This is a genomic window from Tamaricihabitans halophyticus, from assembly GCF_004340875.1.
Classification (GTDB): Bacteria; Actinomycetota; Actinomycetes; order Mycobacteriales; family Pseudonocardiaceae; genus Tamaricihabitans; species Tamaricihabitans halophyticus.
The window spans coordinates 47,434-59,905 of record NZ_SLXQ01000009.1 but is presented as its reverse complement, the minus strand read 5'-3'; the positions used below and the strand labels follow the sequence as shown (position 1 = coordinate 59,905).

The window sequence follows — 12,472 nt, the reverse complement described above, 5'->3', positions numbered from 1 at the left end:
GGTGACTAGTTGCCCTCGATGACGTCGGGGTCGAGGCCGAGGTAGTTCGCCACCTGTTCGACCAGCACCTCGTGCACCAGCTCGGTCAGGTCGGCGGCATCCTTGGCGCGCAGTTCGAGCGGGCGGCGGTAGAGCACGATCCGCGCGCGGGTCGGACTACCCGCGCTGTCCACGCCGGCCGGGACCAGCTTCGCCAGCGGTACGGCGCCATCGCGAAGCACCCCATCCGCGGCGGCATCGTCCGAGCTCGAACGCGACCGTCCCGGCTTGCCCTCCGGAACCTCGTCCACCGCCACGTCCAGCGCGTTCAACTGATCGCGCCAGCGCAGCTCGATCGGCTCGAGCGCGTCGAGCACCAGGGTGTCGAACCGCTCCGCGCGAGTGCTGGCCATCGGTACCGTCGCCGGGTACAACGGGCCGCGTGGCCCCCGGCCGTGCCGCTCCCTGCGCGGCCAGCGCTTCCGTCGGGTCCTTGGCAATCTCCACCTCGGCAACAGCAGTTCCAGGATTGGACGGGTCCCTGGTCGGGCGGCTCGCCGATACCGCCGACGAATCCCCTGCGAAGAGACTACGCGCGGGGCACTCCCGCGTGCCTGCCACGCCCGCCGTGCGTGACGCGCTATCGTCTGCGATTGTGCGGTGCGTGCGGAAGTGCTCTCGAACCGGCTGTCAGAACGCGGCGGTCGCGACGCTGACCTACGCCTACGCAGACTCAACCGCGGTCGTAGGTCCGCTCGCTACTTCCAGTGAGCCACACAGCTACGACCTGTGTGCGCAGCATGCCGGCCGGCTTACCGTCCCCAAGGGCTGGGAAGTAGTCCGCTACGAAGGGGAATTCGGACCGGAAGACCCCTCGAACGACGATCTGACCGCGCTCGCCGAAGCGGTCCGGGAAGCGGGCAGCCTGCACAGCCCGGTCGAGCAGCCCGAACCGGAGGCCAGCTCCGGGCGGCGCGGCCACCTTCGCGTGCTGCCCACCCCTTCCGACTGAGTTCACCCGCGCGTACGCCAGTCCAGCGCGGCGCGGCTGGTTCAGTAGGCTCTGCCCGTACTGCTCGAGGTGACCCCAGGGAGACGTACGTGCGTGAGCTGTCCAGCATCGTCAAGGCCTACGACATTCGCGGTTTGGTAGGCACGGAGCTCGACGAGGAGCTCGTTACCGCCTTCGGCGCCGCGTTCGCGAGACTGGTCCGCGCGGACTCGCCCGCCGTGGTGATCGGCATGGATATGCGCGACTCCTCGCCGGGGCTGGCCACCGCGTTCGCGGACGGCGTGCGCGCGCAGGGCGTTGACGTGATCAGCATCGGCCTGGCGAGCACCGACATGCTGTACTTCGCTTCCGGCAAGCTATCCCTGCCCGGCGCGATGTTCACGGCGAGCCACAACCCCGCGCGGTACAACGGCATCAAGCTCTGCCGTGCCGGCGCCGCGCCGATCGGCCAGGACAGCGGGCTGGACACGATCGCCGCCGAGGTCACCGCCGGCGTCCCTGACCACGAGGGCGAGCAAGGCACGCTGACCGAGCGGGACATGCTTGCCGACTACGCCGCGCACCTGCGCGGCATGGTGCCGGAGCTGGCGCGAAGCCGGCCGCTGAGCGTCGTGGTGGACGCCGGCAACGGGATGGGCGGACACACCGTGCCTTCCGTTTTCGACGGGCTACCGGTGGACGTCCGGCCGATGTACTTCGAGCTGGACGGCACGTTCCCGAACCACGAAGCCAATCCGCTCGACCCGAAGAACATCGTCGACCTACAGGCAAAGGTCCGTGAGCTCGGCGCGGACGCGGGGCTTGCCTTCGACGGCGACGCGGACCGCTGCTTCGTGGTCGACGAGCGCGGCGAGCCGGTGTCACCAAGCGCGATCACCGCGCTGGTAGCCACCCGCGAGCTGGCCAAGGCCACCGCGGCCGGTGAGCAGTCGCCCACCGTCATCCACAACCTGATCACCTCGAAGGCCGTGCCGGAGATCGTCGCCGAGCACGGTGGTACCCCGGTGCGCACGCGCGTTGGGCATTCGTTCATCAAAGAGGCGATGGCCGAAACCGGGGCGATCTTCGGCGGGGAACACTCGGCGCACTACTACTTCCGCGATTTCTGGCGGGCAGACACCGGAATGCTCGCCGCGCTCCACGTACTCGCCGCGCTCGGCACCCAGGCCACCCCGCTGTCGGAGCTCACCGGCGGATACGACCGCTACGCCGCATCGGGCGAGATCAACTCGACGGTCACCGATCAGCGGGACCGGATGCGCGCGGTACGCGAGGCGTTCGCCACCCGGCCCGGCGTCCAGGTGGACGAGCTCGATGGGCTCACCGTGCAGCTTCCGGAGGGCGCGTGGTTCAATCTGCGTCCGTCGAATACCGAACCGCTGCTGCGGCTCAACGTTGAGGCGGCCGACGTGCCGGCGGTGCGGGCGTTGACCGATGAAGTGCTGGCGATCGTGCGTGGCTGAGGCACGCTGAGCAACCGCATTCCTGAACGATATTGCGGTTGGTGGCCGCCCACGGGTAGCCGATAGGTGCCATATTGGGGACAGACCCGATAGGCCGAAGGAACGCACAACGAGGAGGAACCGTGGCCGTCCAGCTCGATCAGCAGCTGCTGGAGATCCTGGCCTGCCCGTGTCCGGAGCACGCGCCGCTCGCCGTCGGCAGCCCGACTGACGCCGAGGCGGACGCGCTGACCTGCACCTCCTGTGGCAGGATCTTTCCAGTGCAAGACGGTATCCCGGTGTTGTTGCTCGACGAGGCCACGGGCGGTCCGAGCGACGAGCAGCCGGCGGCCGCGGAATCCGGTGACGAGCAGGATTGACCGTGTTCGACGACGCGCTACTGGATGATCCGACCGGTCTCACCGAGGCCGACACCGAAGGGCTGCTACTCGCGGTCGCGCGAGCCGGGGCCCAGGTGCGCTCCACCATGGAGACGGCCGAGCGGCTGGGACTCACCGCCGCGCTGGAGGGCAGCAAGCCCCGCGCGCTGGTGCTACTCGGGCGGCCAGGAGTAGCCCCCGCGGTGCACCGGATACTCGCCGCGCTGCTCGGCCCTGGCTGCCCGGTTCCCGTGGTGTGCACCGATGTGCTGCCCAGCTGGATCGGTCCGCTGGACGTCGTGCTCGCACATGCGGACGACGAGGGCGATCGCGAGCTCGCGATCTTCATCGACAGGGCCGTACGGTACGGCGCCACGGTGGTGCTCACCGCGCCGCAGGAAGGTCCGGTGGCCGCCGCGGCCGCTGGCGGGGCGCTGTTGCTGCCCCCGGTCGTCGACGTGCCGGCGGGGCTCGGCGCTGCCCGGGTGCTCACCTCCGGCCTGCTGACCCTGAACGCCCTTGGACTGCTGCGCACCGACGTCGCCGCGCTTGCCGACGAGCTGGACCGCGAAGCCGAGCGCGACCATCTCGCGCATGAGTCCTTCGTGAACCCAGCGAAATCGCTTACCCTGCGGTTGGCCGAACACACCCCGCTGTTGTGGGGACTGGACGCGGTGGCCACCGCGACCGCCCGGCACGCGGCCTACGTGCTCGGCGAGTTCACCGAGACGGTCTGTGACGTTTCCGACTATCCGCAGGCGCGTGCTCGAACCGCGCTGCACCGTGGCGCGGTACGCGGTGGTTCCCCGGAGAGCCTGTTCGCCGACCCCGACCTGGACGGGCCCGATTCCCGGCTGCGCGTGCTGTTGCTCACCGCACGCTCCGACGAGGCCACGGCCGCGCTGCGGGTGCTGGCCAGCGACGCGCTGCCGTCCGCCGATGTGCTGGCACCATCGGCGGAAGTGGCCACCGAGCTGGCCGCCGACGAGGCAACCTGTGCCGCGGTGCTCGCGCTGCGGTTCGAACTGGCCGCGCTCTACCTGGGGCTGGCGACCGGTAACGTCGGTGCTGGGCTGCCGTCTGGCCAGCGCTGATCCGGGAGGGGACTGGAGACGAAGTGGAGTTGTTGCGAGGTGCCGTGCGCCCCTATGCCTGGGGTTCGCGCACGACTATCTCCGAACTGCTCGGCCGGCCCGTGCCCGCGCCGCATCCGGAGGCCGAACTGTGGATGGGGGCGCATCCCGGCGATCCCTCCCAGCTGATCGCCTCGGATGGCACCGAACGTTCGCTGCTCGAACTGGTCGAGGCCGATCCCGTGCGGCAACTCGGCAGCCAGTGCGCCGAGCGGTGGGGCGACCGGCTGCCCTTCCTGCTGAAGATCCTTGCCGCCGATGAGCCACTGAGCATGCAGGCGCATCCGTCCGCGGAACAGGCGGCCGAGGGATTCGCCAGGGAGGACGCGGCCGGGATCCCGCGCGATGCGAAGAACCGCAACTATCCGGACCCCACCGCGAAACCGGAACTGCTCTGCGCGCTGACCGAATTCCACGCGCTGGCCGGATTCCGTGACCCCGGCCGCACCGTGGAGCTGCTCAGGGCGGTACAGACGCCGGGCCTCGCGCCGCATATCGCGCTGCTCGCCGATCAACCGGACGCGGACGGGATGCGCGCCCTGTTCACCACCTGGATCACCCTGCCGCAGCCGGCGCTGGACGAGCTGCTTCCCGAGCTGCTGGATGCCTGCGTGCAACACATCAAGGACGGTGGCGAGTTCGGTCTGGAGTGCCGGACCGTACTGGAACTCGGTGAACTACACCCTGGCGACGCCGGGGTCCTCGCGGCGCTGTTGTTGAACCGCTTGGTGCTCGGTCCCGGCGAGGCGATTCACCTGCCGGCGGGAAACCTGCACACTTATTTACGCGGTACCGCGGTCGAGATTCTGGCGAATTCGGACAATATTCTTCGTGGTGGCCTGACGCCAAAACACGTGGATGTTCCGGAACTGTTGCGGGTGCTGGATTTCCGGTGTGGCGATATGCCGATTCTGCGCGGCGAGCCGTGTGCGACGGACGGGCTGCGGGTGTACCGCACGGCTACGCCGGAGTTCGAGCTGTCCCGGATGTCCTGGCCGGCCGCGGAATTCTCGGCCGCGCATGCCGAAGGTAACGGCAGCCAGTCCCGCACCGGGCCCGAGGTGCCGATTGCCGCTGGCACACCACAGATTCTGCTGTGCACCGAAGGTGCCGTACGGGTTTCCGCCAGGAACCGCGAGCTGGTGCTCCGGAGAGGACAGTCGATGTGGCTGGCGGCAAGCGACCCCAGTGTCGTGTTGCGCCCGTTTGGTTCGGCGCCAACACAGGTCTTCCGGGCGACCGATGGGCTCGCCGCGACCGGCTGAGCTTTTCCGGGTACCAGAATTGTGACCCGCCGGGTGGCGCGGACGTTTTCGGTCTAATCTTTGCGCGGTCCTATTCATTGGGTTCGAGGAGATGACGTGTCCGCAGAAGGCGGTACTAAAGCCATTCTCGCCGCTTTGGCGGCAAATGCCGGAATCGCGATAGCGAAGTTCGTCGGGTTTGCCATTACCGGCTCGTCCGCGATGCTCGCCGAGGGCGTGCATTCCGTGGCGGACACGTCGAACCAGGGATTGTTGTTGCTCGGTAAGCGGACCGCGCGACGCAAGGCAAGCAGCACCCATCCGTTCGGGTATGGCCGAGATCGCTACTTCTACTCGTTCGTGGTCGCGCTGATGCTGTTCTCCCTGGGCTCGGTTTTCGCGCTGTACGAAGGGATCCACAAGCTCGCCGAACCGGAGGAGCTCAAGTCACCACTGGTCGCCGTGGTGATCCTGGTGATCGCGATCGGGCTGGAGATCTTCAGTTTCCGCACCGCGATCGTGGAATCCGCGCGGATCAAGGGCGGTGCCAGCTGGTGGCAGTTCATTCGCCAGTCGAAGCAGCCGGAACTGCCCGTGGTGCTGCTCGAGGACGCGGGCGCGTTGTTCGGCCTGATCTTCGCGCTGTTCGGTGTCGGTCTCACCGTGGCGACCGGGGATCCGGTCTGGGACGCGGTTGGCACGATCATGATCGGTGCGCTGCTCGGGGTGATCGCGATCGTCCTGATCATCGAGATGAAGAGCCTGCTGATCGGTGAGGGCGCGACCGAATCGGTGCTCGAGGTGATCAACACCCAGCTGGTTGGTGGCAGGGTGCGGCGGATCATCCATCTGCGCACCCAGTACCTCGGCCCGGATGAGCTGCTGATCGCGGCGAAGATCGCGCTGCGCCCCGGGCTTCCGGTGGCCGAAGTCGCCCAGGAGATCGACGAAGCGGAGCAACGGGTGCGCGGTAGCGTGCCGGACGCCAGGTTGATCTATCTGGAACCAGATCTGGACCGGAGCGAGACCGAAACGACCGACCACTCCCGGTAACCGCACTAACCTTGAAAATCGCGGTTACCGGGAGGTGTGTTCGGGGACTTTGCCGGATTGGGTGGTGACAATCCGGCTGACCGGTTACCGTGTCGCCGCCGGCTACCCGCGCCGGTGACACAAGGAGGTGCACGGTGCCCGGAACGGGTTTGTGGCGTACTAAGTCGGTCGAACAGTCGATTCGGGACACGGACGAACCAACCACGAAGCTGCGGCGAAATCTAAGCACGGCGGACCTGATCGTGTTCGGCGTCGCGGTCGTGATCGGGGCAGGGATCTTCACGCTGACCGCGCGCACCGCGGGTGACTTCACCGGCCCTTCGGTATCGGTCGCGTTCGTACTCGCCGCGGTCGCCTGTGGGCTCGCCGCGCTGTGCTACGCCGAGTTCGCCTCCACCGTGCCCGTCGCCGGGAGCGCTTACACCTACTCCTACGCCACCTTCGGCGAATTCCTCGCCTGGATCGTCGGTTGGGACCTGGTCCTCGAGTTCGCCGTGGCCGCGGCCGCGGTATCCAAGGGGTGGTCGCTCTACCTGCAGGACAGCCTGGCCGCGATCCTCGGCGACGGAGTGAGCACTACCGTGCAACTCGGCGGCCTGACCGCGGACTGGGGCGCGCTGCTGCTGGTAGCCGTACTCGTCGTGCTGCTGACCCTGGGCACCAAACTGTCGTCCAGAGTGAGCTTGGTGATCACCGCGATCAAGGTCGCGGTCATCCTGTTCATCGTCGTGCTCGGTATCAACTACATCAGCGCGGACAACTACTCGCCCTTCGTTCCGCCAGCGGAAGGCGCGTCCGAAGGTGGCGGCGCGGCACTGGAGCAGTCGCTGTTCTCGCTGCTTGTCGGCGGGGAAAGCAGCACGTTCGGCTGGTTCGGGCTGCTCGCCGGCGCATCCTTGGTGTTCTTCGCCTTCATCGGTTTCGACATCATCGCCACCACGGCCGAGGAGACCAAGAACCCGCAGCGGTCGGTGCCACGGGGAATTCTCGGCACGCTGGCGATCGTCACGGTCCTCTACGTGGCGGTATCGGTCGTCGTGACCGGAATGGTGAACTACTCCGACCTGTCCACTGGCGACGACGGCGAGCACAAGACGCTCGCGACCGCCTTCGCACTGCACAATGTGGACTGGGCGGCCAATATCATCTCGATTGGCGCACTGGCCGGGCTCACCACCGTGGTGATGGTGCTACTGCTCGGTCTCGTCCGGGTGCTCTACGCCATGTCCAGGGACGGGTTGTTGCCGACCAGGCTGGCCAAGACGAACAAGCTGGGCACACCGTGGCGGATCAACATGGTGATCGGCGCGATGATCGCCTTCGCCGCCACCTTCTTCCCCGCGGACCGGTTGGAAGAAATGGTCAACATCGGCACGCTGTTCGCCTTTGCCTTGGTGGCCGCGGGTGTCATGCTGCTGCGCAAGCGGCGTCCCGACCTGCCGCGTACCTTCCGGGTGCCGATGATGCCGTTGATCCCGATCCTGGCGATCATCGCCTGTGTCTGGCTGATGCTCAACCTCACCGCATTGACCTGGGTCCGTTTCCTCGGCTGGATGGCGCTCGGGGTCATCATCTACTTCGCCTACAGCCGGCGGCATTCGTTGCTCGGCAAGCGGCAGGCGGCCGAGCAGGCCGAGTCGAGCGGTGCCGACAAGTCGTCGTGATGCGTTGGCTGTGTCTGGATATCGGTTCGACGTGGACGAAGGCCGCGCTGCTCGACGAAGCCGGCGACTACCTTGGCGGCGCGCAGCATCCGACGAGCAGACCCGATGTGCTGGCCGGCGTCCAAGCGGTGACCGAGGAGTTGGCAGCCGCTGACGCGGAGACGCTGGCGTGCTCCTCGGCCGGTGGTGGACTGCGTCTCGCGGTTGTTGGCCAGGAGCGGTTGATCAGCGCCGAGGCCGGCCATCGCGTCGCGCTCGCCGCGGGCGCCAAGGTGGTGCACATCGCGGCGGGCGAGCTGGACGGGCCCGCACTCACCGCGCTGCGGGCAGCCGAGCCGGATGTCCTGCTGCTGACCGGTGGCACCGATGATGGCGACGAGAAAGTGTTGCTGCACAACGCCGCGCGCATCGCCCGGAACCGGTTGCGGGTGCCGATCGTGCTTGCCGGCAATATCGCCGCGCGGGAACGGGCCGAGGAGTTGTTGCGTGGCCGCACGGTTTTCGGTTGCGCGAACGTGCTGCCGGATATCGGTGAGCTCGAACCGGCGCCGGCGCGCGAGGCGATCCGGGCGGTTTTCCTGCGGCATGTGATTGGCGGCAAGGGACTTTCCGGCAATCCTCGGTTCCGCCGGATGGTGCGTACGGTCACGCCGGACGCGGTGCTTTCCGGGGTCGCCAGGCTTGGTTCCGTGCTTGGTCAGGCGAATCCGGACGCGGCAGAGCAGGGCGCGGTGCTTGTGGTGGACGTGGGTGGGGCGACCACCGACGTGTACTCCGCGGTTGGTTCGGCCGAGGTGGACGCCCAGCCGAGGAGCGTGCGGTTGCCGGATGACCGGCGGACGGTGGAGGGTGATATCGGGATGCGGTTCTCCGCGCCCGGACTGGTCGCCGAGGCCGTCGCGGAAGGACTGATCGAGGAGGATCCCGCGCTGCACGAAGCCGCTGCGGTCCGAGCGAGCGATGTGGACGGTCTGGTCGGGGAAGCGGAACGGGCGAGAGAGGCGCGGATGGCTGGGCTGGCCACGATTCTCGCCGTGCGGCGGCATCTCCGGTTGATCGATGGTCGGCTCGGTCCGCACGGCGCGGCCGTGCTCGTGCTCTCCGGCGGGGTGTTCCGGCATGCCGGTGCCGCTCAACTTGCCGAGGTCGAGTCGATGTTGCGGCAGGATCCGGTGCTGCGCCCGCAGTTGCGCGGGGCGCGGGTGGTGGTGGATCGCCGCTACGTGTTGGCGCCGGCGGGCTTGCTCGCGGATAGCGGCCTGCCGGCCGCTGCCGACCGGCTGCTTGGCGAGCTGGCCACACCCCGTGACCGCGTTCCTTAGGGATCTTGCGGTCAGCGGAACAGGCCGCGGTGGGCGGCGCCCAGGCCGAACAGCTGGGTTTGCTCGCCGGTCGGGGAGTTCTCCGGCACCGCCGGCCGCAACCCCGCGGCCATCGCGACCGCGTCGTCCCATTCCGGGTCGGAACTGTAATCGGTGTGCCGCAACACTCCTGGCGCCCAGCGTCGCCCGGCTACCGGCGCTGGCTGCGGATCGGGCAGCCAGTGATCACCACCGATGATCAGCGCGCCGTGCGCGCCGCGCACGCCGGCGGGCAGCGGGCCGACCGTGCCGTCCCGCCGGTACCCGAACCCGAGCAGTTTGTTCGCGACGACCTGGCGCTGCCAGCTGGTCACCGCCCCACCGAACGGATCACTGCCCCGGCAGAGCGCGTGTAACCGGCCGTCCAGCGCGCCGTACAGGGCGGCCATCGCCGTTGGCGGGACGACCGAAGGAAACGCCCTGCTGTATGCCCATTGCAGCGGCGCGCCCGCGGTCACCACCCCGAGCCGTTCGCGCTGCTCCTCGGGAAGCCCACGCACCAGACGTGCCGCCGCGATCACCGCGAGAACGCCACCGAGGCTGTCGCCAACCAGCACCACCCGAGTGTTCGGCTCACGGAGATGTTCCCGCGCCCGCGCGGCGAGCTCCGGGATCACCTTCAGCGCATAGCACGGCGGCGCGATCGGATGCGCCTGCCGCGGCCAGAATCCCACCAGATCAGCGAGGATGCGCAGATGCGGGGCGCTGCGCGGGTTCGTCGCCGCGACATAGACCGAACGCAACAAGCCGGCCGCGAGGAAACCGAGCGCGGCGACGCCAAACGCGGCGAGTGGATCCGCCCATGCCGGCGTCGCTATCCCGCGCAACCGCATCGCCAGGGCGATCCCGACGCCGATACTCAGCCCGATCGAGATGCCGAGCACCACCTGGTGCGCATGCCGGCGTTCCCAACCAGCTTGGCGCCAGGCGCGCGTAGCCTGCGGCAGCTCGACGGGCGCTTCCTCGTGCAGCAGCCGTACTTCGGCGGCACCCCGGCCGGTCCGCTGGCGCCGCCAGCGGATGAGCAGCGTAGCCAGCGCGAGTACCCCGCCGATCAATACGCCGAGTGCGGCGCCGAGCCCCCACAACAGGGTCATTGTCTGGTAGCCATCCGGCAGCCGCAGCTGATCGGTGCCGATCAGCTGGCGCAGCGCGATCGCCAGTCCCGCACCGAAACCACCGCCGAGCAGGCCGGCCAGTGCCAACATCGGTGCGGCTGCCCACCCGCCTACCCACGCGCGTAGCTGCCTCGGTAACCCAGCCCAGCTGGCCTTACCGAGCACGGCGGCCGGGATGAGCGCGATCGCGAACAACGCGCAGGTGCCGAGTAGCGCCGCCGCGATCACCTCGACCGTGGCATTGCTGCCGCGAGGCGTCAGGGTCAGCGGGTCCGGCAGCGCGGGCGTCGTGAGCGCCGAAAGGGCCGCGAGAGTCAGCAGGGTGCGCCTGATCGGTTTGTTCAGCACCGCCCGCAGCACCCGGCTGGCGCCACGCGGCGGCAGGCTGCGTGGATCGTCAAGGAGCGCGGTGCCGAGTACGGCCACGACCAGGATGACCGCCGCCGCGTACCAGAGCGCCATGCCACTGGGGGTCTCCGGGATCCGCAGCGGACCACCGACGGTGAGCAGCGTGATGACCGCCAGCGCCGCCATGGTGTGCAGGCCGCGCAACGTTGGCGTGTCCGGGTCAGCGGTCAGGTTGTCGCCAGGCAGTCGAGCGGCCGGTCCGGAGCGAGTGGCACGGGGAGCGTCGGCTCTGGTGTCCGCCACGTCCCGCACCGGCCAGCTCACCTTCGCGACCCGGTGCAGGTAGCCAACGACTAGCAACAGGGGCAGCAGGCCGAGCGCGGCGCGCAGCGGTGCGCTCTGCCGTACCCAGTCCGGGACAGCGGTCAGGCAACCGGTGTCCGCGGCGAGGCACTGCGCGGCGAGCATGTTCAAACTGACCACCGCCAGCTGGGCGGAGAACAGCATGGTCAGCAGCAGTCCGGCCAGCCGCAGCAAACCGCGGCACACCACCGCGAAACCTCGGGCCGCGCGGCTGCCTTCGGGTACTGGCGGCAGCATCCAGTGCACGATGTTCGCCAGGGAGAACGGGAAGAGCAGCGCCCAGGTGGCTTTGCCGATGCCGCCACTGGTCATCGCGTTCCACTGGTAACCCTCCAGGGTCCGCGGCATGGTGCGGCCCTCGGCCTGCAGGGTTGGACCGGGTGCGGGGCGGCGCAGTCGATCCGCGGGACGCACGATCTTGCCGAGCCCGTCGCCGCCGACCTCGACCGAAGCCACGGCGTCGAGTAGCGTGTTCCCGCTCATCCCGCGGACGCCGGGCACCCGGAGTTCCACCACCCGTGTGTCGGCTCCCGGAAGTTGCACTCGCCTCGCTCCTTAACCCATGGACGGCTGCCCGCGCGGCGCGGAGTTCGTCCGCGTCGACCCGCCAACGGTAGTTGCCGCTGGTCTGCCACGTTCGGAGGAACACCCGTGCGGCGTGCCTGGTCAACCGAGCGTGTGTGGCGGCGAACTACAGTGCACTCTCGTGGGACGGTTGGTAGTCGTGGAAGGGCTGGATGGAGCGGGCAAGAACACGCTCACCGGCAAGCTCACCGAGACGTTGCGCGAACGGGGTGCCACCATCGCGCGGATCGCGTTTCCCCGGTACGGAACGGGGGTACATGCCGATCTGGTCGCCGATGCACTGCATGGTCGGCTCGGTGACCTGAGCGAATCGGTGTACGGGATGGCCTTGCTGTTCGCGCTGGACCGGCGCGATGCGATCGGCGAGATCCAGGATGCCCTCGCGACACACGACGTGCTGCTGCTCGATCGCTACGTTGCCTCGAACGCGGCATACTGCGCCGCCCGGCTCGGCGAGCCGGCGGATGGCCCGTTCGTCAGTTGGCTGTATGAGCTCGAGGTGGCGCGGTTTGGTCTGCCCGCGCCAGATCTGCACGTCCTGCTGCGGGTGCCGCCGGAGGTGGCCGGGCAGCGCGCCCGCCAGCGTGAGCGCGCGGACGCGGCACGCAGCCGGGATGCCTACGAATCGAACGCCGAGCTGCAGGCGCGATGCGCGCGGGTTTACGACGAGCTCGCCGAGGCGCGGTGGTTGGCCCCCTGGCACGTGGTGGATGGCGCCATCGAACCGGATGTGTCCACGCTGGCCGCCGAAGTGCTTGGCCAGCGCGCCGGATACTGATTTTCGCGAAGC

Annotated in this window: 11 protein-coding genes; 9 read left to right on the top strand and 2 right to left on the bottom strand. The window is 68.7% G+C overall.

Translation table 11 applies throughout. From position 1 onward, the window contains the following. Positions 1-5: 5 nt before the first annotated feature. Positions 6-392: a metallopeptidase family protein gene (locus EV191_RS19410; RefSeq protein ID WP_132878708.1), complete on the bottom strand. Its 387-nt coding sequence runs from the start codon at positions 390-392 to the stop codon at positions 6-8. Between the two features lie 251 nt (positions 393-643). On the opposite strand from EV191_RS19410, the gene EV191_RS19405 reads away from it, so the two are divergent. The 8 genes from EV191_RS19405 to EV191_RS19370 all read left to right on the top strand — a co-directional run bounded on the left by EV191_RS19405 (position 644) and on the right by EV191_RS19370 (position 9,229). Beyond that, complete coding sequence (locus EV191_RS19405; RefSeq protein ID WP_132878544.1) at positions 644-991, top strand: DUF3499 domain-containing protein; 348 nt, start codon at positions 644-646, stop codon at positions 989-991. An 89-nt stretch (positions 992-1,080) separates the two neighbouring features. Continuing rightward, positions 1,081-2,454 carry a phosphomannomutase/phosphoglucomutase gene (locus tag EV191_RS19400; protein WP_132878543.1) on the top strand — a complete coding sequence of 458 codons (1,374 nt, stop codon included), beginning with the start codon at positions 1,081-1,083 and terminating at the stop codon, positions 2,452-2,454. 122 nt (positions 2,455-2,576) lie between these two features. Continuing rightward, on the top strand, positions 2,577-2,813 hold the full coding sequence (locus tag EV191_RS19395; protein ID WP_132878542.1) for a Trm112 family protein: 237 nt from the start codon (positions 2,577-2,579) through the stop codon (positions 2,811-2,813). A gap of 2 nt (positions 2,814-2,815) precedes the next feature. Further along, positions 2,816-3,907, top strand: a complete 1,092-nt coding sequence (locus EV191_RS19390) for an SIS domain-containing protein (protein WP_132878707.1) — start codon at positions 2,816-2,818, stop codon at positions 3,905-3,907. Positions 3,908-3,930: 23 nt separating this feature from the next. Next, on the top strand, positions 3,931-5,211 hold the full coding sequence (gene manA, locus EV191_RS19385; RefSeq protein ID WP_132878541.1) for a mannose-6-phosphate isomerase, class I: 1,281 nt from the start codon (positions 3,931-3,933) through the stop codon (positions 5,209-5,211). A 96-nt stretch (positions 5,212-5,307) separates the two neighbouring features. Further along, positions 5,308-6,243, top strand: a complete 936-nt coding sequence (locus tag EV191_RS19380) for a cation diffusion facilitator family transporter (protein ID WP_132878540.1) — start codon at positions 5,308-5,310, stop codon at positions 6,241-6,243. 134 nt (positions 6,244-6,377) lie between these two features. Then, positions 6,378-7,907 (top strand): amino acid permease, encoded by a 1,530-nt coding sequence (locus EV191_RS19375; protein WP_132878539.1) that lies wholly within the window; start codon positions 6,378-6,380, stop codon positions 7,905-7,907. Beyond that, positions 7,907-9,229: a glutamate mutase L gene (locus EV191_RS19370; protein WP_132878538.1), complete on the top strand. Its 1,323-nt coding sequence runs from the start codon at positions 7,907-7,909 to the stop codon at positions 9,227-9,229. Before EV191_RS19375 ends, EV191_RS19370 begins: the two co-directional genes overlap by 1 nt. 11 nt (positions 9,230-9,240) lie before the next feature. Here EV191_RS19370 and EV191_RS19365 read toward each other — a convergent pair whose 3' ends face one another. Next, positions 9,241-11,640 carry a lipase family protein gene (locus EV191_RS19365; protein ID WP_132878537.1) on the bottom strand — a complete coding sequence of 800 codons (2,400 nt, stop codon included), beginning with the start codon at positions 11,638-11,640 and terminating at the stop codon, positions 9,241-9,243. A gap of 163 nt (positions 11,641-11,803) precedes the next feature. Between EV191_RS19365 and EV191_RS19360 the strand changes: the two genes are divergently transcribed. Continuing rightward, a complete protein-coding gene (locus tag EV191_RS19360) occupies positions 11,804-12,460 on the top strand; it encodes a dTMP kinase (protein ID WP_132878536.1) in 657 nt (218 codons plus the stop codon). Positions 12,461-12,472: the final 12 nt, after the last annotated feature.

Coding starts and splice junctions, on each gene's coding strand:
- EV191_RS19410 (WP_132878708.1), bottom strand. CDS start 392: ATGGCCAGCACTCGCGCGGAGCGGTTCGACACCCTGGTGCTCGACGCG.
- EV191_RS19370 (WP_132878538.1), top strand. CDS start 7,907: ATGCGTTGGCTGTGTCTGGATATCGGTTCGACGTGGACGAAGGCCGCG.